The 23,460-nt window shown below is 42.8% G+C and carries 28 protein-coding genes; 13 read left to right on the top strand and 15 right to left on the bottom strand.

Features of this window, described 5'->3' with window-relative positions; all coding sequences use genetic code 11:
- Window positions 1–20 precede the first annotated feature (20 nt).
- From ccoS to JS40_RS15630, 8 genes are all read left to right on the top strand, one after another.
- Complete coding sequence (ccoS, locus tag JS40_RS04725; RefSeq protein WP_034258780.1) at window positions 21–242, top strand: cbb3-type cytochrome oxidase assembly protein CcoS; 222 nt, start codon at window positions 21–23, stop codon at window positions 240–242.
- Window positions 239–2,440, top strand: coding sequence for a cytochrome-c oxidase, cbb3-type subunit I (ccoN, locus tag JS40_RS04720; RefSeq protein WP_034258779.1), 2,202 nt, complete (start codon window positions 239–241; stop codon window positions 2,438–2,440). Before ccoS ends, ccoN begins: the two co-directional genes overlap by 4 nt.
- 2 nt (window positions 2,441–2,442) lie before the next feature.
- Window positions 2,443–2,637: a cytochrome c oxidase subunit IV gene (locus JS40_RS04715; RefSeq protein ID WP_034258777.1), complete on the top strand. Its 195-nt coding sequence runs from the start codon at window positions 2,443–2,445 to the stop codon at window positions 2,635–2,637.
- Window positions 2,634–3,617, top strand: a complete 984-nt coding sequence (locus tag JS40_RS04710) for a cbb3-type cytochrome c oxidase N-terminal domain-containing protein (protein WP_034258776.1) — start codon at window positions 2,634–2,636, stop codon at window positions 3,615–3,617. The genes JS40_RS04715 and JS40_RS04710 overlap by 4 nt, the downstream gene beginning before the upstream one ends.
- A 26-nt stretch (window positions 3,618–3,643) precedes the next feature.
- Window positions 3,644–5,065, top strand: a complete 1,422-nt coding sequence (gene ccoG, locus JS40_RS04705; protein WP_034258774.1) for a cytochrome c oxidase accessory protein CcoG — start codon at window positions 3,644–3,646, stop codon at window positions 5,063–5,065.
- A gap of 178 nt (window positions 5,066–5,243) precedes the next feature.
- Window positions 5,244–5,690 (top strand): FixH family protein, encoded by a 447-nt coding sequence (locus JS40_RS04700; RefSeq protein WP_034258772.1) that lies wholly within the window; start codon window positions 5,244–5,246, stop codon window positions 5,688–5,690.
- 1 nt (window position 5,691) lies between these two features.
- Window positions 5,692–6,441 (top strand): sulfite exporter TauE/SafE family protein, encoded by a 750-nt coding sequence (locus tag JS40_RS04695; protein ID WP_034258771.1) that lies wholly within the window; start codon window positions 5,692–5,694, stop codon window positions 6,439–6,441.
- A 6-nt stretch (window positions 6,442–6,447) separates the two neighbouring features.
- Window positions 6,448–6,576 (top strand): hypothetical protein, encoded by a 129-nt coding sequence (locus tag JS40_RS15630; RefSeq protein ID WP_262482543.1) that lies wholly within the window; start codon window positions 6,448–6,450, stop codon window positions 6,574–6,576.
- A gap of 20 nt (window positions 6,577–6,596) precedes the next feature.
- On the opposite strand, the gene JS40_RS04690 is transcribed toward JS40_RS15630, so the two are convergent.
- Both JS40_RS04690 and hemN read right to left on the bottom strand, forming a co-directional pair.
- Entirely contained in the window at window positions 6,597–7,688 is a 1,092-nt protein-coding gene (locus JS40_RS04690) for an adenylate/guanylate cyclase domain-containing protein (RefSeq protein WP_034258769.1), read from the bottom strand.
- Between the two features lie 104 nt (window positions 7,689–7,792).
- Window positions 7,793–9,157, bottom strand: coding sequence for an oxygen-independent coproporphyrinogen III oxidase (gene hemN, locus JS40_RS04685; protein ID WP_034258768.1), 1,365 nt, complete (start codon window positions 9,155–9,157; stop codon window positions 7,793–7,795).
- 191 nt (window positions 9,158–9,348) lie between these two features.
- Between hemN and JS40_RS04680 the strand changes: the two genes are divergently transcribed.
- The gene (locus JS40_RS04680; protein WP_034258767.1) at window positions 9,349–9,816 is read left to right on the top strand and encodes a methyltransferase family protein; all 468 of its coding nucleotides are present in this window, start codon (window positions 9,349–9,351) and stop codon (window positions 9,814–9,816) included.
- A 92-nt stretch (window positions 9,817–9,908) separates the two neighbouring features.
- The gene (trxB, locus tag JS40_RS04675; RefSeq protein ID WP_034258766.1) at window positions 9,909–10,871 is read left to right on the top strand and encodes a thioredoxin-disulfide reductase; all 963 of its coding nucleotides are present in this window, start codon (window positions 9,909–9,911) and stop codon (window positions 10,869–10,871) included.
- Window positions 10,872–10,930: 59 nt separating this feature from the next.
- Here trxB and JS40_RS04670 read toward each other — a convergent pair whose 3' ends face one another.
- The 7 genes from JS40_RS04670 to JS40_RS04645 form a co-directional block, all read right to left on the bottom strand.
- On the bottom strand, window positions 10,931–11,404 hold the full coding sequence (locus JS40_RS04670; protein WP_034258765.1) for a hypothetical protein: 474 nt from the start codon (window positions 11,402–11,404) through the stop codon (window positions 10,931–10,933).
- A 90-nt stretch (window positions 11,405–11,494) separates the two neighbouring features.
- Window positions 11,495–11,980 carry a nuclear transport factor 2 family protein gene (locus tag JS40_RS04665; RefSeq protein ID WP_034258764.1) on the bottom strand — a complete coding sequence of 162 codons (486 nt, stop codon included), beginning with the start codon at window positions 11,978–11,980 and terminating at the stop codon, window positions 11,495–11,497.
- Between the two features lie 75 nt (window positions 11,981–12,055).
- Entirely contained in the window at window positions 12,056–12,784 is a 729-nt protein-coding gene (locus tag JS40_RS04660) for a head GIN domain-containing protein (protein WP_034258762.1), read from the bottom strand.
- A 16-nt stretch (window positions 12,785–12,800) separates the two neighbouring features.
- Window positions 12,801–14,555: a PspC domain-containing protein gene (locus JS40_RS04655; protein WP_034258760.1), complete on the bottom strand. Its 1,755-nt coding sequence runs from the start codon at window positions 14,553–14,555 to the stop codon at window positions 12,801–12,803.
- The gene (locus JS40_RS04650; protein WP_034258757.1) at window positions 14,552–14,890 is read right to left on the bottom strand and encodes a PadR family transcriptional regulator; all 339 of its coding nucleotides are present in this window, start codon (window positions 14,888–14,890) and stop codon (window positions 14,552–14,554) included. The genes JS40_RS04655 and JS40_RS04650 overlap by 4 nt, the downstream gene beginning before the upstream one ends.
- A 74-nt stretch (window positions 14,891–14,964) precedes the next feature.
- Window positions 14,965–15,159: a hypothetical protein gene (locus JS40_RS15345; protein WP_152558136.1), complete on the bottom strand. Its 195-nt coding sequence runs from the start codon at window positions 15,157–15,159 to the stop codon at window positions 14,965–14,967.
- The gene (locus JS40_RS04645) at window positions 15,143–15,658 is read right to left on the bottom strand and encodes a DUF4870 domain-containing protein (RefSeq protein ID WP_051957496.1); all 516 of its coding nucleotides are present in this window, start codon (window positions 15,656–15,658) and stop codon (window positions 15,143–15,145) included. Before JS40_RS04645 ends, JS40_RS15345 begins: the two co-directional genes overlap by 17 nt.
- A gap of 132 nt (window positions 15,659–15,790) precedes the next feature.
- Between JS40_RS04645 and JS40_RS04640 the strand changes: the two genes are divergently transcribed.
- The 3 genes from JS40_RS04640 to JS40_RS15560 all read left to right on the top strand — a co-directional run bounded on the left by JS40_RS04640 (window position 15,791) and on the right by JS40_RS15560 (window position 17,466).
- Complete coding sequence (locus JS40_RS04640; protein WP_034262085.1) at window positions 15,791–16,246, top strand: DUF4442 domain-containing protein; 456 nt, start codon at window positions 15,791–15,793, stop codon at window positions 16,244–16,246.
- 97 nt (window positions 16,247–16,343) lie between these two features.
- The gene (locus JS40_RS04635; RefSeq protein WP_034258755.1) at window positions 16,344–17,144 is read left to right on the top strand and encodes a TIGR00266 family protein; all 801 of its coding nucleotides are present in this window, start codon (window positions 16,344–16,346) and stop codon (window positions 17,142–17,144) included.
- 124 nt (window positions 17,145–17,268) lie between these two features.
- Window positions 17,269–17,466 (top strand): hypothetical protein, encoded by a 198-nt coding sequence (locus tag JS40_RS15560; protein ID WP_034258752.1) that lies wholly within the window; start codon window positions 17,269–17,271, stop codon window positions 17,464–17,466.
- A 27-nt stretch (window positions 17,467–17,493) separates the two neighbouring features.
- On the opposite strand, the gene JS40_RS04625 is transcribed toward JS40_RS15560, so the two are convergent.
- The 6 genes from JS40_RS04625 to JS40_RS04600 all read right to left on the bottom strand — a co-directional run bounded on the left by JS40_RS04625 (window position 17,494) and on the right by JS40_RS04600 (window position 23,459).
- Window positions 17,494–18,435: a LysR family transcriptional regulator gene (locus JS40_RS04625; protein ID WP_034258750.1), complete on the bottom strand. Its 942-nt coding sequence runs from the start codon at window positions 18,433–18,435 to the stop codon at window positions 17,494–17,496.
- Window positions 18,436–18,570: 135 nt separating this feature from the next.
- Window positions 18,571–18,999: a DUF2141 domain-containing protein gene (locus JS40_RS04620; protein WP_034258749.1), complete on the bottom strand. Its 429-nt coding sequence runs from the start codon at window positions 18,997–18,999 to the stop codon at window positions 18,571–18,573.
- Between the two features lie 172 nt (window positions 19,000–19,171).
- Window positions 19,172–20,503 (bottom strand): DUF58 domain-containing protein, encoded by a 1,332-nt coding sequence (locus JS40_RS04615; protein WP_084677433.1) that lies wholly within the window; start codon window positions 20,501–20,503, stop codon window positions 19,172–19,174.
- Window positions 20,503–21,501, bottom strand: a complete 999-nt coding sequence (locus JS40_RS04610) for an AAA family ATPase (protein ID WP_034258747.1) — start codon at window positions 21,499–21,501, stop codon at window positions 20,503–20,505. Before JS40_RS04610 ends, JS40_RS04615 begins: the two co-directional genes overlap by 1 nt.
- Entirely contained in the window at window positions 21,488–22,705 is a 1,218-nt protein-coding gene (locus JS40_RS04605; protein WP_034258744.1) for a DUF4350 domain-containing protein, read from the bottom strand. The genes JS40_RS04610 and JS40_RS04605 overlap by 14 nt, the downstream gene beginning before the upstream one ends.
- Window positions 22,698–23,459, bottom strand: coding sequence for a DUF4129 domain-containing protein (locus tag JS40_RS04600; RefSeq protein WP_034258742.1), 762 nt, complete (start codon window positions 23,457–23,459; stop codon window positions 22,698–22,700). The genes JS40_RS04605 and JS40_RS04600 overlap by 8 nt, the downstream gene beginning before the upstream one ends.
- Window position 23,460: the final 1 nt, after the last annotated feature.

Genomic DNA, 23,460 nt, shown 5'->3' with positions numbered 1-23,460 from the left:
ACAGCATAATTCAGGTAGGTATGAGTATTATTTATGTATTACTAACCATAAGCGTTATTGTAGCTTTGGTATTCTTCGCAGCATTCATTTTCTCAGTAAAAAGAGGTCAGTACGACGACACATACACCCCTTCGGTTCGTATGCTCTTTGAAGACGAATTGATCAAAGACACCACAATTTCAACCCAAAATAAATCGAATAAACAATCAAACACTAATCAAGAGAAACACGAATCACTATGAAAATAGAACAATTCTATTACGACAATAAAGTCGTTAAGAAATTTATCTGGGCCACCCTTATTTGGGGGATCGTTGGTATGACGATTGGGCTCATCCTCGCGTTTATGTTCATGTTCCCTAACATGACCGATGGGATCTCCTGGTTAAGCTTTGGACGCTTACGTCCGTTGCATACCAATGCCGTGATCTTCGCCTTTGTGGGGAATGCCATTTTTGCCGGGGTATATTATTCTTCCCAACGTTTGCTAAAAGCCCGTATGTGGAGTGATTTTCTAAGTAATCTCAACTTTTGGGGTTGGCAGTTAATTATTGTTGGGGCTGCTATTACGCTGCCCTTGGGTTATACCACTTCCAAAGAATACGCAGAATTGGAGTGGCCTTTTGATATTGCCATTGCCTTGATCTGGGTGGCCTTTGGAGCAAACCTGATAGGAACTATTTTAAAACGCAGACAACGACACTTATACGTGGCGATCTGGTTCTATCTGGCAACTTTCGTTACGGTGGCTGTGCTTCATATCGTCAATAGTATTGAATTACCTGTGAGTGCCTTAAAGAGCTATTCGGCTTTTGCCGGAGTACAGGATGCTTTGGTACAATGGTGGTACGGGCACAATGCGGTGGCATTTTTCTTGACCACTCCGTTCCTGGGATTGATGTATTACTTTGTCCCCAAGGCCGCCAATCGACCCGTATATTCCTATAAACTATCTATTGTTCACTTCTGGTCGCTCATATTTATCTATATCTGGGCCGGGCCTCACCACTTGCTGTACTCTGCATTGCCCGATTGGGCACAAAATTTAGGAGTTGCGTTCTCTGTTATGTTGATCGCACCCTCATGGGGTGGTATGATCAATGGGCTTTTGACCTTGAGAGGAGCGTGGGATAAGGTACGAACCGATCCTGTTTTAAAGTTCATGGTCGTTGCGATCACAGGTTATGGAATGGCAACTTTTGAAGGTCCCATGTTATCTTTGAAGAATGTAAATGCCATCGCTCACTTTAGCGATTGGATCATTGCGCACGTGCACGTAGGTGCCTTGGCGTGGAACGGCTTCTTGACCTTTGGTATGCTGTATTGGATGGTGCCTAAATTGTTCAAAACAAAACTATACTCCATCAAACTGGCGAACTTCCATTTTTGGATCGGGACCTTGGGGATCATTATGTACGCGCTTCCTATGTATGTCGCCGGATTTGTTCAAGCATCTATGTGGAAACAGTTCAACCCGGATGGAACGCTTACGTATGGAAACTTCCTGGAAACAGTGAGTGAGATCATGCCAATGTATTGGATGCGCGCTATTGGCGGTAGTTTGTTTATTATAGGTGCCTTTATTTCTCTTTACAATGTTGTTAAGACCGTACGTAACGGAAGTAAGGTTTCCGATGAACTTGCCGAAGCTGCAGCACTCGAGAAAGTGACCAAGAAGCGAACCGCAAAAGAGGGGTACCACACCTGGCTGGAGCGTCGCCCTGTAAAACTCACAATCTACGCTACTATTGCGATCTTAATTGGAGGAATGGTGCAGATCATCCCATCGCTTATGGTCGATGAATACGTACCTAAGATCTCCAGTGTAAAACCTTACACACCGCTAGAACTTGAAGGACGAGATATTTACATACGGGAAGGATGCGTTTCCTGTCATTCACAAATGATCCGTCCGTTTAGAAGTGAAGTGGAACGCTATGGAGAGTACTCAAAGTCCGGTGAATATGTTTACGATCATCCATTCTTGTGGGGTAGTAAACGTACCGGCCCCGATCTGTTCAGGGTAGGTGGTAAATACAGCGACAACTGGCATTTGAACCACTTCTATGATCCACAGAGTACGTCTTCCGGCTCTATCATGCCATCGTACAAATGGTTGATACAAAGCAAACTTGACAAATCCATGACCGAAGCCAAAATGGAGGCAATGGTTTCTCTGGGCGTACCTTATACTGAAGAGGACATCGCACGGGCACAGGAGTGGATGGATGAGCAGGGCGCAACGATACAACAAAACCTTTATAGTGATCCCGATTTCGTGAAAACCTATGAAGCCGACAAACAATATGCGCAAGAGAACGGTGAGACCTTTATTGAAATGAAGGACCGTGAGGTGGTCGCGATCATCGCTTACCTGCAACGTCTTGGAACCGATATTAAAGTAACCAACAATGCTGAAGCTTCAGCGCAAAACGATTAAGTATGTTACGATTTATCAAAGGAAATTTAGAAAACATCGATGGGGTACAGATCTATCCTATTATTTCACTGTTGATCTTCTTCATATTTTTTGTAGTCCTTTTTTGGTGGGTCTTTACCGCTAAGAAAGAACACATTAGTGAAGTTAGCAACATTCCACTTGAAACCAACAACCAACAAAACGACGATTTATTATGAGAACAGGAACCTCCTATTTACGGATCATCACCTTTATGGTCCTCGCATTTTTTCTACTGGAGTTCACTATAGATTCCGGCGATCAAATGGCCATTGAGAAATATCCAATTATCTGGGCAGTACTTGCCATGTTGGTATTGTTTGCCATCGCTGTGGAAATCATTTCGGAAACTTTGAAACGTATTCTTTTTAACGGGTTATCTCCGGAAGCTCAAGGGCGATATCTGGCTGCGGAAGCAGCTAAAAAAGAAAATCGGTTTGGTTGGTTCAAGCGGCTCTATAAGAAGTTATTGGGAAGCAAGCCGGTAGAGAAGGAAGGGGAGATCATCTTAGATCATAACTACGACGGGATCAAAGAACTGGACAATAATCTGCCGCCTTGGTGGGTATATATGTTCTACGCTACCATCATCTTTGCCGTAGTGTATATGGTGCGCTATCATATATTCGATGATGCCAATCAGGATGAGGAGTATGAAATTGCCGTAGCAGAAGCCCGTGCGGAGATCGAAGAATACAAGAAAACAGCCAAAGACCTTGTAGACGTAAATACAGTAGAACTTCTTACCGGTGCCGAAGATATCAACATTGGAAAGACCATTTTTGAGGCGAACTGTGTTGCCTGCCATAAATCTGATGGCGGCGGGGGAATTGGACCCAATCTGGTAGACGATTATTGGATCTTGGGTGGAGGTATAAAGAATGTGTTCAATACCATTTCTGAAGGAGGCCGCGCAGGAAAGGGAATGGTGGCTTGGAAAACCGACCTTAAACCGGCCGAGATGGCCCAGGTGGCCAGTTATGTATTATCGTTGCATGGAATTACTCCTGCCGAAGCGAAAGAGCCGGAAGGGGAACTTTGGATAGACGAAAATGCACGAGTGGACAATGTTTCGGTCGAAGTGATCGATTCTACCAAAGTACAGGTGATCATGACCGATGATCCGGTCGTGGAAGATCTCACTACAGACAATCAATAACGCAAGAATTAAAAATATAACGACCCTTGGAGACCCCAAAGAACGAAAAGTTTAGAGACAGTATTGGAACTGTTACCAAAGAAGGCAAACGGGCTTGGGTCTTTCCTAAGAAACCTTCGGGAAGGTTATATGAGTATCGCAAATATGTGAGCTACGTTCTTTTAATTTTTCTATTTGCCGCTCCTTTTGTCAAGATCAATGGAAACCAGTTTTTAATGTTCAACGTGCTGGAACGCCGTTTCAATATTTTCGGGTTCCCTTTCTGGCCTCAGGATTTTCACTTGTTCGTGATCATGATGATCATTGGGGTAGTGTTCGTAATCTTCTTTACGGTTGCCTTCGGAAGGATTTTTTGCGGATGGATCTGCCCGCAGACCATTTTTATGGAAATGGTCTTCCGAAGAATCGAGTACTGGATCGACGGGGATCGCGGAAAACAGATACGATTGAACAAGATGCCGTGGAATGCTGAGAAGATCAGAAAGCGTGTTCTTAAATGGACCATTTTCTTTATTATCTCTTTTCTAATAGCCAATGTGTTCCTGGCTTATTTGATAGGGAGTGATCGGTTGATACAATACATATTGGACGGGCCTTTTAGTCATTTGAGCACGCTCATCTCTTTATTGATATTCACGGGCGTGTTCTATTTTATCTTTGCCTGGTTCCGCGAGCAGGTATGCATCATTGCTTGTCCGTATGGCCGCTTGCAAGGGGTTTTACTAGATAACAAATCGATTGTGGTCGCGTACGATCATAAACGTGGTGAGAAGGAAGTGGGGCGTGCGAAATTTAAAAAGAATGAGGACAGAGAAGCCAGTGGAAAAGGTGATTGTATAGACTGTTTTCAATGTGTGCATGTATGCCCTACCGGGATCGATATTAGAAACGGGACACAACTGGAATGTGTTAATTGCACCGCGTGTATCGATGCGTGTGACAGTATTATGGAAGCCGTGAACTTACCCAAAGGGCTTATTCGTTATGCAAGTGAGGATAATATCGAGAAAAAAGCAAAATTCAAGTTCACACCGCGTTTAAAGGGATATACGGCTGTCCTGTTTATTTTGGTTGCTGTTCTTACGGGAATGTTGTTTCTAAGGAATGACGTGGAAGCAAGGATCTTACGTCTGCCGGGGCAATTGTATGAGCATAAGGATAATAATATGATTAGCAATGTGTATACCTTCAAATTGGTGAATAAGACCAGTGCGGCAATCGAAGGGGTACGATTTGAGTTGCTTTCGCACAAGGGGGAAGTGAAACTGGTGGCACATGACGAATTCGTTGTTCCTCCGCAAGGGCTATCTGAAGGAACGTTGTTCATTGAGATCAACGCCAGTGCGTTGACAGGTGATAAGGATAGAGTGGAAATAGGGGTTTACAGTGGAGACCGACTGGTAGAGACCACCACGGCTGCCTTTTTAGGACCGCGAAGTTATAAGTAAAATGCGTGAGGGACCCGCCGCAGGCGGGCTGGTAGAGCGAAAATCCCGCAACCGCGTAAGCGGTGAGGAATTGCAGCGATAGCCCGACGCAGGGACGACGGGGTGAAAACCCGGCGACACTGGGGCACGCCCGGATAAATAAATTTAACTAAAACCGCGTCTTAAGACGCATACTATTATGAAAATAAACTGGGGAACGGGATTAGCGATAGGAATGGTGCTTTTTATAGGATTCATCATGTTCATGGTGATTACCATGAGTACAGACGACCGATACGATTACGATCTGGTCACTGAAGAGTATTATAAGAAAGAACTTGCCTATCAACAGGAGATCGACGCCGAATCGAACCTGAAGGATTTCTCGAAAGCAATTTTGGGAAGGAAGGTAGCAGAAGGCTGGCAACTCACATTTCCGGAAGAAATCGATGTAACAAAATTGCAGGGTACAGTGTTCCTATACAGACCGTCTAATAAGCAACTGGATTTCGATCTCCCAATCGAAGTGTCCGGATACAATTTGCTCATACCTGACGAACGCTTGTTAGACGGTCGATGGAACATTACCATGGCGTTGCGCTATAATGATAAAGACTATTTATACAAAGCAGAAATAACCTATTAATATGTTCCTATCGGCATTGATTTTTGGGCTTTTGGGTAGTTTTCACTGCGTTGGCATGTGCGGACCCATTGCCTTTTTATTGCCGGTAGACCGTAAGAATCCCGTAAAGAAATCCGGGCAGATCGCGCTATATCACATTGGCAGATTGGTTTCGTATGGGATAATTGGCTTGCTCTTTGGATTGCTGGGCAAGAGTTTTTATCTCTTCGGAATGCAGCAGCAATTGTCCATAATCGTTGGTCTTTTAATGATCTTATTGATCCTCCTGCCATATAGAACCGTGAGCAGATATAACTTCTCCAAACCCATTTTTAAAGCAATTTCTGCGGTTAAAAGCCGTTTAGGAGCGGCTCTAAAAAAACGAAGCCCCGATACCTTTCTAACCATAGGTTTTCTAAACGGATTTTTACCATGTGGACTCGTTTATATGGCGGTTTTTGGAGCCATCGCTTCAGGAAACGCGGTGGAAGGGAGTCTGTATATGGCGGTTTTTGGCTTGGGAACGATACCTTTGATGACCACTGCTATTTATTTTGGAAATTTTCTAAGCGGCAAAGTGCGACAATATATACGGAAGTCGATTCCGGTATTTGTGGTGCTCATGGGCTGTTTGTTCGTTGTACGAGGCCTGGGACTGGGGATTCCGTATATCTCCCCAACACCCATGATGGAGACCGTCTCTTCGAGCTATCAATGTCATACCCCGGTCCTTTCTGAATCATTGGGGCCGGAATATCAACCTTTAAAATAAGTACCTATGATTGTATCTAAAATACCATTAGTGGATTGGGGCATGGGCACCGCCATTATCGTTGTTTTTGGCGTGGTTTGCGCCGTGATGATCCTTGTCGTTCTTAACATGGTCAAGGGAGATAAGAAAAAATAGGATGCTCGAATGAAAGCTGTTTAAAGATCAATGCGGTATAAGAGGACGTCTTCCGATTTACCCCGAAGCTTCAATTCTCCTAGTTTTGTGAACGAGAACGACGTGTTTGGAGGAAGTTTTCTCATTAAAGCTTCCGAGATCAATGCTTTGGCGTCGTAAGTGTTGCACTGTGCTTGTATTCTGGCAGTGGTATTGAGCACGTCGCCCGTATAGATAATGTCCTTCTTAATGATACCTATCTCACCGGTAGTGACCTCTCCAATATGGAAGCCGGCCTTAAAGGAAGGCACAATGCCAAATTCTTCCAGATATTTTTGACGATTCTTAAATAGATCCTTCTCTATTTTGCAAAAGCAATTGATACAGTTGTTCTTATAGAGCCCTTTCTTTTCGGGCCAAGAGATCACAATTTCATCACCAACGTATTGATAGATCTCTCCTGAGGTTTCAAGGATAGCGTCCGTCATATTGGCGTAATAGGTCTTAATAAGCTGAAAATACTGGGCATGGCCCATATTCTCGGCAATGGTGGTGGATGATTTCATGTCGAGGAACATGAAGATCCTGCATTCCTGATTGGGATGATGGTATCTTCCGAGTAAAAAATTATAAAGCAATCTCCGCCCTATGTATTCTTGTATGTCTGAAAAAATCAAGGCGATGTTCAAGGCAACTCCTGCGTAGATCACGATAGACCAAAAAGAGAATTGCCCCATGAATTCCTGAATTCGGGCTGTTGCAGAAGCATCCAACGTTCCCGAAGGCGCGTTCACCCAACTTGTGACTATCGTAAGAACCAGTAAGAATAATAGGATAAGGAACAAATAGATGAGACTTTTCCAAAAGATCTTTACCCATAAAGGCTTATTTACAAACTGTTTGTGAAGCCAGAATACCTCTATCGACCCTTGTGCAACGCCCATTAGCAGACTTCCCAAGCTGAAATACAGGATGTTGTTTCCAAAATAATAATCGATCCCGGTTGTGGGATATGAAGTGGTATTACCCAAAAGTCCTACCTCCAAAAGGGCATACAGCATTCCAAAGATGAGCCAGATGATCGCAAAAACGATTATTTGACGAAAGTAATGACCGTATTTTGGATGTATCATTAGTTAAAGATATAAAATAGACGCATACCTTCCTCTCGATATTTGATACAAAAAAAAAGGGAAGCCATTGACTTCCCTTCACCTATTAAACTAAAAATCAAACGCTATATCGTCATAGAGAATAATTGCGTTTCGGGTTTTTTACGTTGGAGCAACAGATCGAAGGCCATGCAAATGTTTCGAACAAAGGGACGTCCTTTTTCGGTGACTATTAATCCGTCTTTTTGAAATTCGATCAAGCCGTCCTTCTCGATCTCCTTTAATTTTACCAATACATCCGGCAGTTCTTGAAAATAGTCTTTGGGGTCACTCCAATAGGTTTCAAGCGAGCACATGAGATTGAGAATGTGTTTCCGGATCACCAGATCTTCGTTTGTGAGTACATGTCCGCGATATACGGGAATTATGTTATTTTCCACCAGATCCTGATAGGCTTCCACACCTTTCTCATTCTGTGCGAAACTATACCAGCTGTCGCTAATGGCTGAAGCTCCCAAGCCAATCATTACCTGCGTTTTGGAGTCGGTGTAGCCCATAAAGTTTCGGTGGATGGTCTTCGATACCGAGGCCTTGAATAAACTGTCTGTAGGCAAAGCGAAATGATCCATGCCAATTTCAACGTAACCGGCATCGAGCAGCATCTGTTTCCCGGTTTCGTATTGCACTCGTTTTTCTTCAGCCGAAGGCAAATGCTCCTCTTTAAAGCCGCGTTGTCCATTTCCTTTTAGCCACGGCACATGTGCGTAGCTGTAAAAAGCAATTCGATCCGGCATGAGTTCTTTGGTTCGCTCGATGGTATGAATAATGTGTTCTTTTTTCTGAAAAGGAAGGCCAAAGATAATGTCGTGCCCCACCGAAGTAAAACCGGCATTACGTGCTGCTTCGGTCACTTTTTTTACATTTTCGAAGGGTTGGATTCGATGGATCGCCTTTTGCACTGTCTCATTGTAATCCTGCACGCCGTAGCTTACACGTGTAAACCCAAAGGAAGCCAATACGCACAGATGCTCGTCACTGGTATTATTTGGATGACCCTCAAAACTAAGATCGGCGTTAGGAGCTTTTTTTGTTCTTCGGAATAGCCCTTCCAGGAGCATTTGCAGATTTTGAGGCGTAAAAAATGTAGGTGTTCCACCGCCCAGGTGTAATTCTTTAATTACGGGGCGTTCCTCAAAGATATCGATATACAGCTGAAGCTCTTTAAGAACCGATTTCAAGTACGGGACCTCTACATCGTGATTTTTGGTGATTCGCTTATTACACCCACAAAAGGTGCAAAGGCTTTCACAAAAGGGTAAGTGGATATACAGGCTAATGCCTTGTGAATCGTTGCTTTCTAAAAAACTTTTCTTCAGGGATTCTTTCCAACGTTTTAATGAAAAGGTCTCATTGTCCCAATAGGGAACCGTGGGGTAGCTGGTATAGCGAGGCCCTGCGACATTGTATTTAGTGATAAGGGGTGCACACATATTTTTCGACTTTTATAGAGCAAAACTAACGGACATACCTGATGTAGAAAATGATATATATCAGCTTCACAAGAGCATATACGTGGTGCGTAATTAGCGGTTTTTTTTGGGCCACATCGCGTCTTTTTTATTTTACCAAACAAGAAAATATGCTATTTTTGTAGTCCCTTATAACCGAATACCTACTTTCATTGTTTAAAAAAGACGTTATATACGTACTCGTTCAGTTTTTCTTTTTTGCCTTGTTTTTCATAGCATGGGAAGACAATTTTGGTATAGAACTTCCGCAGTGGTTCGCATTTGTGTGCTTAGCATTTGTAGGCTTTGGAATTCTGGTTATTGTTCTTGGTATTTTGAATCTGAGCGATTCCTTCAATATTTTTTCTCCCCGAGAAAAACATGCTAATCTAATTTCTTACGGAATCTATAAATACGTACGACATCCTATCTATTTAGGAATCCTTATTTCAATGATCGCTTATGCCATTTACAGTGTTTCGGTTATAAAATTGGTCATCTCCTTAGCCTTGATCGTTGTTCTCTATTTGAAATCTTCATACGAAGAGAAACTGCTAATGAAGGATTTTTCAGATTACAAGGACTATAAAAAAACTACGGGACGTTTTTTTCCGAAGAAAAACGATAGGCATTTGCAATAATTAAATACCTATTATTAATACCTTTTACTATCCTATTTTTAAGTAAAGTTGCTACTTTTGCAGTCTACTAATTTATTAGAAAGAATTATATTATGTCTGATACCATAGAAAGAATAAAATGTTTGATCATTGGATCGGGTCCGGCGGGATATACAGCTGCGATCTACGCTGCCAGAGCCGACCTGAAGCCCGTGATGTATACCGGAATGGAACCCGGCGGTCAATTGACCACCACCACCGAAGTTGATAATTTTCCCGGTTACCCCGACGGGGTAGACGGACCGACGATGATGGTACAATTGCAACAACAAGCCGAACGTTTTGGTACCCAAGTACGTATTGGTATGGTGACGGCAGTAACGTTTAGTGATGAAGTGGGTGGTATCCATAAGATCACAGTGGACAATGCCACAAAACTGGAAGCTGAGACCGTGATCATCTCGACAGGAGCCACTGCAAAATATCTGGGATTGCCTAGCGAGCAGCGCTTGCGTGGCGGCGGCGTATCGGCCTGTGCCGTTTGCGACGGATTCTTTTATAAAGGACAGGACGTTGCCATTGTAGGGGGCGGAGATACCGCGGCTGAAGAAGCGACCTATTTGGCCAACATCTGTAATAAAGTGACCATGCTGGTGCGTAAGGACTATATGAAAGCCTCGAAGGCAATGCAACACCGCGTTACCTCGACCAAGAATATCGATCTTAGGTACAATACAGAGATCGATGAGGTTTTAGGAGACACCGTTGTGGAAGGATTACGTATGATAAACAATGAAACCGGAGAGAAGGAGACGATAGCCATCACCGGATTATTTATAGCCATCGGGCATAAGCCAAACACAGAGATCTTTAAAGGACAGATCGACATGGACGAGACAGGATATATCATCACCAAAGGGAAAAGCACCAAGACCAATAAACCGGGTGTTTTTGCGAGCGGAGACGTACAGGACAAAGAATATCGTCAGGCTGTGACAGCTGCAGGAACCGGATGTATGGCGGCACTGGATGCAGAGCGTTATCTGGTAAGTATTGAAAGTGAGGTTCCGGCCTAAGACAGTACCACGTTTATAAAATAATAAATTCGAAGTGCTTAAAGTGCTTCGAATTTTTTTTACAATTTACTGAAGGTCAAGAACTGCATACTGCCGTTGGTACTTTCATCGAAGAGCTCTACTCGGGTAGCACTGGCAGAAGTGATATGCCAATTATCTGAAAGTTCTCCCAGTAAGGTGGCACCGGTGAACGTTAACAATAATTCTTCGTCATTTTCAATTCCATCATCGTCTGAAGCATCATTGGACGCATCTTCGTACTCCCAATTTCCTGTTTCGCTAAAAATATCGTTGACTGCATCCACAGATCTGTCTGTTTTAAAATTGAAAGTGAAAGAGGAATAGTCGTTTGTGTGATCGGCGTTGTTATTGAAAAAATAGGAAATCCGCCATGTTCCTTCCGGAAGGTCGCTCACTACATTTGCATTGACATTAGTGACTGCATCGTCATCATTGGATTTGCAACTTTTGAAAAATAAGGCAGAAAAAATTAAAAAAAGCAGTGCTGAAAAAGGAACTACATACGATCTCATGGGGATAAACTTTGTGCTAGTGTAACGATAATTTTTTGAGTTTATTTTAGAGATTTCAGAAAAATTGAACCTCTTTGTTTACGTATAAAATTAAGGAGCTTTGTGGTCGTAGCTCAAGACTCTGGCCAATTGCCAATGGCCCTCATTCAGTAACCAAAGATGTGTGAAAAGCGCCGTACTTCCGGGTGTTTCCATTGCCCCGTTCCTGCTTTCGAAAAACCGATGGCTCCCCATTTGAATCGCTCCGTATAGTGTTCCATTATCGTAGAGGGGAAATACTTTTAAACTTCCGGCAACGAGTTCGCGGCGCGACACAAAGTCGGGGGAACCGCAAATGTTTTTCTTCATTACTTCCATGAACTCTTTCTTTGAATGTTGAATTCCCCCTTGATCGTGATAAAACTCCAGGTCTTCTCGAATAAGAAGATGCAAAGGTGAAGGATCACAACGATTGAAGGCCACATCGAACAACAAACTGTCGTTGGATTTCAGCGTTTTAAAGAGCTCTGATGAGGTTGCAACTTGGGCGGTTGCATTTGTGGTAAAGAGAATAAAGAGGATGTATATTATTTTCATAATGGATAAATAAAAATAAAACCCCTAAGCCATGGAACAACTTCGGGGTCTTAATGGTTGGTTAGACCGTTGATTTTACATTTTGTGAACTCCTCCGCTGCGGCTGCTAGTATTGGTGACCGCTGTCGGGTCGCCATAGTAATTGATATCACCACCGCTACTGGCATCGGTTCGAAGTTCGTCCTTTACGTGCACAGTAATATCGGCACCACTGGAAGCTTCGGCGTTGCAGGTTAGGACCAGTAAGTTCTTGGCATTAAGATCGCTTCCGCTGGAAGCATCTGCAATTAATTTTGAAGCTTTCCCGCTAACCTTTAGATCGGCACCGCTACTGGTTTCAGCATAGACTTCCTTTGCAAAAACTTCAGCTTCGAGGTCGGCTCCGCTACTGGCATCAAGAGAAACACGCTCGTTTCGTACCACAGAATTAGCGATCACATCGGCACCGCTGCTGGCTGCTATCGCAGTGAGTGAAACGTAGGTTATATGCACTTTTTTTGCTTTGGAGCGACCAATATTCTTTCCGTTGACCACTCCAACAGAAAGTTTTCCATTCGTTATTTCGGTCGTGATGATATCGTGCAGGTTCTCATCGGCTTCTACCACGATCTTTTGTTCCGTTCCTTCGGAAAGGAACACATCTATTCCGGCACTGCCTTTTACTTGATCAAATGCTTCGGTGGCAGGGCGTTCTTCGGTAACAACATTTCCGTCACCATCGGTTTGACCCAGTGAAATATCGAAATTACAAGAGGCAGTCGCCAAGGCGATAAAAAGTACAGCTACAATTTTAATTGCTTTCATATCGTTGATTTTTAAATTAGTTATCTATGGTAAGTTGAATTGAATCTGAATGACTGCCCGGATTGATCTTTACCCCGTTCTCATTAATGATGATCTCGTGCGGACCATCATCTTCATTCCACTCTTCTTCCAGTTCTTTTTCCCAATCATCTCCTTCGGTCTCGGGATCTCTTTCTGAAGGATCCATATCCTCAACGGGACAGTCCAAACATTCGGTCTTGTTGTTCAAGATTCGCAGGTAATGAGATTCATCACCATTGTCCAGAATATCTCGATAGCTCGATGAATTGCGGTGAAATGAATAGGTGTTCTCTTCAGCATACAGGATCGTTCCTACAGGCAGATACAACAGCACCTGTACTTCCTGGTCACGGTATTTATTTTCGATCCCGGTTAAAAAATACCCATCTAGCATAAGTTTAGTTCCTTGAAGATTGTACGCATAGGAAATGGCCTCTGCGCGTTGTCTGGCTTCAAGGAGACTTCGGCCTTCCGCGTGCTTTTCGATCACGATCTTCGCTACAGAATCGTTGGTAGAACGAACGATCAACCTGATATCATTTGAATAAATGATCTTCTCATCGTTCTCGTCGTATTTGATCTCAACACCTCCGCTACGTCTCACCGTGTATTCATATAGATTATTCGCCGCCATCTCCAGACGCAAGGTGTCCCCGGTACGAACGGGTAGGGTGGACTCTTCAATGAATTCGCCGTTATAGGCTTGTTCTGAAGCTTGTTGTACTCCTAAAATTCCCAAGCCAACAATACTGAAGAACCACACCACAAGCAGGATGATCTTGGCCGGTGTTCCAATGGATTTTAAATTATCTATAAGTAGTTTTAACCCGAGGATGAACAATACAAAGAAGGGAATCCCTACGGCAAAAAAGACCAGTAGTGAGATAAGCCACAACGGTGCATTGGTAGTGTCTACCAGCGAAATGTAATCCATGACCTCACCATGTCCCCATAGGTCCATGGAACCAAATGTGAACAATCCCACGATCAATCCTACCAAGGTCGATAAGGACACAATAATTAAAATCACTCCTATGAATTTGACAAATATTTTAAGAAGGGTAAGAAGGATACTACCGAGAGCATCGAAAAAACCGGAAGCACCGCTTTTTACTTTTTTCCCGTATTTGTCATAGTCTGCGTTCTTTACCTTATCCGCGACAGTATCATATCCTTCTTTGAACTTTTTTTCAATATTCGATATATTGATGGCCTCCCCGGTCATTTTTAGTTTGTCTGATGTACTTTCTGCTGCGGGGACCAGTATCCAAAAGAGGATATAGATCACAATAAAGAATCCGCTGGATAATACAGTAAGTAATACCCATGCCAATCGTATCCAGATGGCGTCTATACCCATGTAGTGACCTAATCCTGACGATACTCCCGAGATAAATTTATTATCGATATCCCGAAACAGTTGTTTGTAGGAAGTAGTGCGTGTGCGGGATTTTACCGAAGGCGGGACATCTTCAAAGATCTCTTCGTCCACCATGTAGTCTTCCGGCTGTCCCATGACCTTTATAACGGCGTCCACTTCTTTTAGGGTAACAACATGTGCGCTGCTTTCTAATTTTTCAGAAAAAAGCTCTGCGATCCTTGCTTCAATGTCGCGCAAGATCTCGTCACTTCCCTGAGGATCTGACAGCGATTTTTTTATCGCGTCCAAATAGCGTGATAATTTTCCAAAGGCATCTTCATCGATGTGGAAAAATGTGCCTGCTAGATTTATATTTACTGTCTTGTTCATTTTGTGGTTTTTTCGCTGGTTACTCTATTTACAGCCTGCTGCAATTCGCTCCAGGTGGTATTTAGTTCTTTTAAAAATAGTTTACCGGTTTCGGTCAATTCATAATACTTGCGCGGTGGTCCGCTGGTGGATTCTTCCCATCGATACGCCAGTAGTCCCGCATTTTTAAGACGGGTCAACAGCGGATAAATGGTTCCTTCCACGACAAGCATTTTTGCGTCCTTAAGGGTTTCAAGAATATCGCTCGTATAGGCCTCCCCGTCTTTAAGAATGGAAAGGATGCAATATTCCAGAACTCCTTTACGCATTTGCGCTTTTGTGTTTTCGATTTTCATCTGTCTCTTCTGTTTTTAAATCATTTGGAGCAGTTAGGTACTATGTCTTTGTGATTAGTAAAGACACCACCGGCTTACTTCACCTGCTCTTTTTTACATGTTGTGAATAACTGTTCGTTTTTGTTGATGCAATGAGTGTTCGTAGTATGAAATGCTTCTTTACAAAGATCTGTCGCAGCAAAAGACGTCTCTTTTGCCTGCAGTTGCATTCCACCTCCCGAAAGAGTGTTCATGACAATCGCCAATAAAATACTAACTAGTGTGCTCATTATTTGATTGCTTTTGTCCCGAGCTAGCTCGAGGGGTTGTTTTTATAAAAGGGATACATAAAGGATATTTGTACTCTTCTCCTTGGGCGGCACGTAATGTGGCCGAAATGACTGCGTATAGTTCCAGAACAAAAAGTCCAAACAATAACAATACGATCAAAAAGAACAATAATATATAGCCGCTAAGGTTTCGTATATCCGAAAAGTGTATGTCACGGGCCGTATGCTCCACAGCATCGATCAAGGACACAAAGTCTGTTACAAAAAGCAGGAAAAAAGGTAAGCACAGCAACCCTATGAGTAAGGTGTAAACAAAAAGGCTTAATTGAAAATTGATCGCTTGCTTGCCGTGATGATCCACAAATTCGTTCTCCTTATTGAACGTCCATAGTAATAATGGAGCAAAAAAATTGGCGAACGGAAAAAAATACTTCAGAAAAGTGGATAGGTGTATAAACGCGCCCAGATTCTTGTGTGTATTAGTTGTAGTTGCTTCCATGATTTTCAGTTTCCTATACAAATATATGTCTAAAAGAAGGTATTATGTTACGCATAGTACTATAATTAACATTTTTTTAACATAATTTAATTGTCCTTAAAATGTGATATCTTAGCCGAAAATCCTTCAGAAATGCCTTTAAAGCCTAGTCAGATCAACACTTTTTTATTTTTCAAATTACCTTCGGCCTTCCTGTGTGGTGTTCGCCTTCGGTCCATTTCCGAAGTAAGTTGCACAACAACTGTTCGGCATAGATGGATCAATCAAAATCCTTTTAGATCGATGTTTTGGGCCGTTCAAGGCATGGCAGCAGAGTTAAGTACAGGTGCGTTGGTGATGTCCTATATAAAAGAGAGCGGCGCACCGGTATCCATGCTTGTAGCAAATAATAAGGCGAGCTTTTTAAAAAAAGCACGTGGAAGGATCAGCTTCACCTGCACAGACGGACAAAAGATCCGAGCGGCTATAGACGAAACCCTGGCAAACGGGGAGGGGGTTACCTGCTGGATGCATGCAGAGGGGGTAGACGCACAAGGAGATGTGGTCTCTCGGTTCGATTTTGAATGGACTGTGAAGCGGAAGGGCTGATTTTTTTCTTCGGAAATGGAGTGGATATAAATTCTTACTTGTAACAAAACAGGTATGCTTTCTACAAATAGTTGCAATAACCAAAAAACCAATACGCATGCAAGCACATGAAATAGATTACACCATCTACGGTGAAGAAATGCAATACGTAGAAATAGAGCTGGATCCCAATGAAGGCGTCGTGGCAGAAGCTGGGAGTTTTATGATGATGGACGATGGAATCAAGATGGAGACCATCTTTGGCGACGGATCTTCGAAAGACAATACGGTCATGGGTAAGATCTTTGGCGCAGGCAAAAGATTGCTGACAGGGGAAAGCCTTTTTATGACAGCTTTTTATAACACTCTGCACGGGAAAAAACACGTGAGTTTTGCTTCTCCCTATCCGGGAAAGATCATCGCGATCGACCTACGTAAGTTCAATGGAAAATTTATTTGTCAGAAGGATGCTTTTCTGTGTGCGGCCAAAGGAGTTTCCATTGGTATTGAATTCTCTCGAAAATTGGGTCGCGGACTCTTTGGAGGCGAAGGATTTATTATGCAGAAGCTCGAAGGAAACGGTATGGCCTTTGTGCATGCCGGCGGAACCACTGCGACAAAAGAGCTTGCCCCGGGAGAAAAATTGAAGGTCGACACCGGATGTATCATTGGTTTTGATCATACAGTGGATTACGACATCGAATTCGTGGGAGGGATTAAAAATACGTTGTTTGGCGGAGAAGGTCTGTTCTTTGCGACCCTTACAGGACCGGGAACGGTATATATTCAATCATTACCGTTTAGCCGATTGGCAAAAAGGGTATGGGCATCGGCTCCGCAAGGTGGCGGAAAAGATAAAGGAGAAGGCAGTATTTTAGGGGGATTGGGTGATCTTTTGGATGGAGACAACCGATTTTAACACCTCATTTTTCTTCAAAATGAAATAATGAATCGATTTTTTTGTTATCTTTAAGGAGCTTAATCTAAAAATCTTCTGCCTATAGCATAACAACTACGTAACCTATTTTAAATTCAATTTAACTATGGCTAGAGCAATGTTTGACTACACAAAAGCTGTACTCGCAAAAGTTAGTTTTGATGTTAATCTGTTCTGCAAAGAGTTGAAAAAGGCGATGACGCGATTGCTTCCTTATGAAATCGAGGAACTTAAAATCTGGGTTGACTCTTTGATCAAGCAGAACCCCCAACTAAATCAATGTTTAATCTATTTAAATCCATAAAAAAAGGCTCTGTTTACAGGGCCTTTTTTAGTTTTTAGGCTTCGGACTTATGATCTTTACATCCTGAAAGGCGATCGCACCGCGGATCACCCCGGAAATACTATCGTACAGCGCATTGATGATCTGCAATTTTAACTCATTCTTATTGTACAAAAGACTTACCTCTCGGGCGGGAGAAGGTTCGGCAAAGTAGCGGAGGTTCTTTTTGTATTCTTCTGAAATGTCCAGCGTATGGAGAAAAGGCAATAAGGTCATCCCTAAACCTTCATTAGACAATTTAACCAGTGTTTCGAAACTACCGCTCTCCAACTGAAAGCTCTCACCCGCTTGCAATTTTGATGCCTTGCAAAGATTAACCACCCCGTCCCTAAAGCAATGACCGTCTTCCAACAGCAAAATATCATCCAGGTCCAGATCCTTCCCTTCTATCTTCTGTTTTTCGTACAGGCGATGTTGCTCCGGGACATAACCTACAAAGGGTTCGTAATACAATACCCGTTCTTTTATACTTTCAATTTCCAGCGGAGTAGCTGCAATGGCCGCATCCAGATGCCCGTCCTTTATTTTATGAATGATCTCATCGGTCGTGAGCTCTTCTATCTTAAGCTGGACCTTGCCATAGCGTTTGGTAAAATTCTTCAAGAACATTGGGAGCAGCGTAGGCATGACAGTAGGAATGATCCCTAACTTGAAAGCACCTCCAATAAACCCTTTTTCTTGATCTACCACATCTTGCATGCGATCGGCCTCATTGACGATATTGCGGGCCTGATTCACTATTTTTTTCCCGATGGAAGTAAGTTCGATGGGTTTCTTACTTCGGTCGAAGATTTGAATGCTCAATTCTTCTTCCAGTTTCTGAATTTGCATACTCAAGGTAGGCTGTGTCACAAAGGTCTTTTGAGCAGCTTTGGTAAAATTTTGATGTTCGGCTACCGCCAAAACGTATTTTAACTGGGTGATGGTCATAACTAAACTAAATTAAGACCAAAGATACGATTTTGTATTGATAAAATCTATGACAGAATTCGGTATAAAAAGTTTTTATCTATAAAAAAAGGTCCGAAGCACGTACTTCAGACCTTTTCATGGGATCGGGTAAAATCACATAATGATTTCTAAGGTCAGAGGTTGGTCGCCGACATCAAATTTTGCTTCTTTCCATTGCGGGGGACCAAACGCAAGGACATTGTTGGAAGCGCCAAACATTTCTTTTGGCATTCCATTCGCTTCAAAATCCATTTGTTTGTTGTCGTTCTTGTCATGAAAGAGAACGACAGCATAAGTGCCGGGCTTTACGTTGGTAAAGGTGACCGTTGCCTTGCCATCGACAATGGCGCTTTCCAACCCCATAAGTGGTTGTTTTAAGAATGTAAGCTCATCGTACAATCCAAAAATAACATGTCCTTCTGTGCTTTGCACGGGTACAGTAACAGTGAGGGTAATTCCTTCGGAAGGAGATACGGTTTCAGATTGCGCTTGCAGTAAGAAGGAAGTTAGTGTAAGGCTGAGGGTAAATAAAAGTGTTTTCATAATTTGAATGTTTAGCGTTAGTGTTTTCTTCTGAAGCAAAACTCCAATAAAACCTGATGGTGGAAAAATGAAAACATCCCAATTGTCGTTTGCTTGGGATGAATTGTATGTTTTTGAGTTGTGGGAAGTTTGGCGCGGTAAATAAAACTTCTATTTTAGACCCTTCGCTCTGTTACAATAAGCCCTTTGCTTTGATCTCGAGATATTTGTTGATTGTGTTGACGGTAAGATCTTCCGGAGCGGTCAAAACAGTTTGTATGCCGCGTTGCTGAAGTTCTCGAACCATCACTTTTTTATCGAACTGAAATTGCTGTGCAATGGTTTGATCGAATATTTCAGGGATGGTTGTAGTTTCTGTTTCACTCAGGCTTTTTAGTTCGGTATTTTCAAAAAAGATTACGACCAGCACATGCTTCTTTGCAATTGCGAGCAAGTAAGGGAGTTGCCTGTGTAACGCAGAGATATGTTCAAAATTAGTATACAAAAGGAGCAGGCTTCTATGCGTTATCCTTCGTTTCACAAGCGCCTGAAGGGTGCCAAAATCTGAATCCAGGAATTTGGAATCTATATTATAAAGTGTGTCAAGAATTGTGTTGAGATAGGTCTTTTTGGCAACCGCGGGTAGGTAGCTTCCCAACTGATGCGAAAAATCCACCAGGCCTACTTTGTCTCCTTTTTTCAATGCAATGTTCGAAAATGCCAATGCACTGTTGATCGCGTAATCCACCAGTTTCAAACCATTAAAAGGCATTTTCATCACTCGGCTGGTGTCTATGACCGAGTAAACAGGTTGCATCTTTTCATCTTGAAACTGATTTACCATTAATCTCGCCTGCTTTGCCGTGGCTTTCCAATTCACAGTTCGAACGTCGTCGCCTACCACATATTCCTTGATCTGTTCGAACTCCATAGTGTGACCTATCTTTCGAATCTTCTTTAGACCTATATGTGTCAAACGGTTATCGATCGCTAAGAAATCATATTTTTTCATTTGAATGAATGAAGGGTACACTTTAACCATCTGTTCTTTGTTAAAGGTATACCGTCTGCGTATCATACCAAGGCTGCTGGTGGCATAGCAGTTCATATTTCCGAAGATATATTCCCCGCGTTCCACCGGTCGGACGATATAGGACATTGTGTTTCTGTTTTTCCCGGGAATAGTTATTTTTCTGAAAAAATCCCGCTTTTGAAACTGCACCGGTAGTTCTTCAACTATCGCGACATTCACAGTAAAGGAATATGCATTCTTTAGCTGAAGCAGTACTTCATTTTCATCACTATTGGAGAATTTTTCGGGTAGAATGCGATCCCCCTGAAGCCCTGTCGTGCTGTACAACATGCTCATCTCGATGATCACGACAGCTGCAAAGAACACTACACCTATCCAAACAATACCATAGAGGGATGGTACCCAATACGAGAGGAGAAATAAAAACGCGATCGAGCTAAGCGTGAAAAAGAAACGCTCACTTAGATACAAGGATTTGAGGAAGGTGATCACTAGCGGGGTATTTCAACAGATTGTGCAATCATATCGATCACTGTTTCCGGGGTCATCCCTTCCATTTCACGTTCGGGTGACAGAATAATACGATGCCGCAGCACCGGAGCCAAAGCTCGTTTCACGTCATCGGGGGTTACAAAATCTCGTCCGTTAATGGCGGCAAAGGCTTTCGAGGCGTTCATGATTGCCAGTGACGCACGTGGAGACCCCCCCAAATATAAATGTGGGTGATTTCTAGTCTTGTCCACTACTTGAGCTATGTAGTTAAAGATCTTCTCTTCAATAAGGACCTCCTGTACCTGTGCCCGAAATTTCTTCAAGGTTTCGGGTGTGATCACTGCTTCAATTTGCTCTTGTGGAAGATCGAACTTCCTGTCGTGATGTGTTTTAAGAATAGTAACCTCATCTGCCAGGCTGGGATAGCCAACTTTTATCTTAAAAAGGAATCTGTCCAGCTGAGCTTCGGGAAGGGCGTAGGTACCTTCCTGTTCGACCGGATTTTGAGTCGCCAAGACCATGAACGGATATTCCATGATGTACTGCTGACCATCCATAGTGATTTGTCGTTCTTCCATCACTTCAAAAAGGGCGGCCTGCGTTTTGGCAGGCGCTCGGTTGATCTCATCGATCAAGACCACATTTGAGAAGATAGGTCCCTTCTTAAACTCGAATTCGGAGGTTTTCATGTTCAACACAGATGTGCCAAGCACATCACTGGGCATGAGATCCGGTGTAAATTGTATCCTGCTAAAATCTGTATGCAGGGTTTTGGCAAAAAGTTTTGCGGTGATGGTTTTGGCGATCCCGGGCACCCCTTCTATTAGCACATGACCGCGAGCCAAAAGACTAACAATAAGAAGTTCAACAAAATCGTGTTGACCAATAATGATCTTTCCCAGTTGGGATTTGATACCATCTACTGCTTCTTTTAGTTCGTCCAGCGGTATGCGGTTGTTAAAATGTAATTCGTCGTTGGGTACTTCAGGATTTTCCATCGAGTGTCTTTTTATAGGTAGTAATTCTTTTGTTGAGTTCCAGTAGTTCTTCCTTAGAAGTCTGTTCTTGTTGCAGTATCTTTTCCATAAAAGTAAACAGATTTTTGGTGTCTTCAAGACTGTTGCCGCTTCGTGCCGCCACTGCTGTAAAAAAGCGGTTGTTTGTTGTGTCTGTCGGGATCCGAAGACGGGTGCGGATGTATTCAAAAAAAAGAGTGATCTGCTTTTTAGCGATCTCTTGTGTTTGCTGTTGATCTAAATACATCCCGGAAATGGTTTGAGTGTATTCGAATGTTTTGTTGGTAACAGGATTAACAATAGGAATGCTGCGTTGTTTTCTTTTTCCTTCAAACAAAACAAAGAGTACAGCACCTATAAGTACCGTATAATAGGCCCATTTCAAATACTTATTATTTAATAAGATATATAAAGGCGATATGTTTATGCTTTTTCCCGATTTGTAGTGCGTATCCCAATACACAGGGCGCCCATCGTTGATATAACCTAACATATCCTCTGTATAACGTATATGTTGTTCCGTGAGCAGAAAGTAATTTGAGAATACTTCAGGTTGAGTGTGCAGGTAGAAAGTGCCTTTTCCCACTGGTGCCTTAATAAAATTGATCAGGGGTTTTGTGATCTGCAAGGTGTCATTATAGGGTTCACTTACGCCAAGTACGGTTTGCGACAGTGTATCCAATTCTGAAAAATAGGGCATTATCATATCCCGTTGAACGTGATAAGGCTTGTCTTCCTTAAAATTCTTGTTCACCAGTTGCAGCATAGGCTCTGTTACAAACACATCCGGCAACCATGCGTTCTTTGTTTCCAGCTGAAGCGTATCCAGTAATGGTGTGCTGTGGAAGGTGGCGGCGGCAAATACCGTGTTCCCCTTAGCCACCCAGGCATACATTCGCTCCAGTTCTGCATCGTCAAAAGAAAGGTTGTTATTTATAAATAAATAGGTGCCGGACAAGGACGTGTCTCGCAGGTTTTCGAAGGGTGGCTGCCGCATGTCAACAAGATCTTCCCCAAGGCGTTTCTTCAGGACATCATGCATCACATAGGTGCCCAAGGGTATTTTGTCTTCTTGGGTGTAACTGGGAAACCAGTTTACAGGCAAGGGGCGTGTTGCTTCCAAATAAACCAGTGCCGCTACCATGAGCAACAATCCGAAAAATACGAGCTGTTGTAGTTTAGTCATTGGTCTTAGGGAGTTGTTGTTCTAATTTCTGAAAGGTTCGTTGCGCCACCTGATAATCGGTTTCGGTGACGGTAAAACTGCCGTACCAGATATAATCGTAAAGATTAGTGACTTTTTGAAACTGAAGGTTGAGCGGTCCCGAAGCCATTTCGGCTATATAATCGCTGTTCGTTTTATCGAATTCGTAATCGATAAGATGAGCATCGCTCAATTGTTTCAAGATCAACAGATACGAATACCGTACCGCCATACGGTAATCCTTTTCCTCCAGCGCTTTTTGAATAAGGTTTTTAATGTCGCGGGTCTTTATGATCTCTTCTTCTTCGGTAAAGAAAACATCCGGAGCCTCGGCCGACTTTAAAATTTTGGCCCCGGGATTAAGCCTGTAGAACAACCAGATGATAAACCCGATAATTCCGGCAATAATAAGATATGGCAGGATCTTTAGCATAAAACCCCAGAACCTTTTGTTCATCGAGTCGCCCAAGAGCCATTCCCAAAATTTAAACCACAGTCCGGCCAACCAGCGCTTGAATTGTTCCCACCAATTATCTTCATCGGGTGTTGCTTCGGTGTAATTGAAAGCTTCGTCCTTTTTATAGTTCGCAATGGTCTCTTTACTTAGTTCCATAGGACGCACCTCACTTATGGTATCGTACTGAAGTACTTTTTCTTCAGTAACCGTAAGGGAGTCCTGTGCCTGCGCTTCCGAAGCACAGAAAAAAAAGAATACTAAAATTAAAAGAATTCGCATT

Source organism: Altibacter lentus (assembly GCF_000746845.1).
In the GTDB taxonomy this organism is placed as follows: Bacteria; Bacteroidota; Bacteroidia; order Flavobacteriales; family Flavobacteriaceae; genus Altibacter; species Altibacter lentus.
Note: the sequence above shows the minus strand (reverse complement) of the source record. Positions and strands in the feature narration are given on the sequence as shown.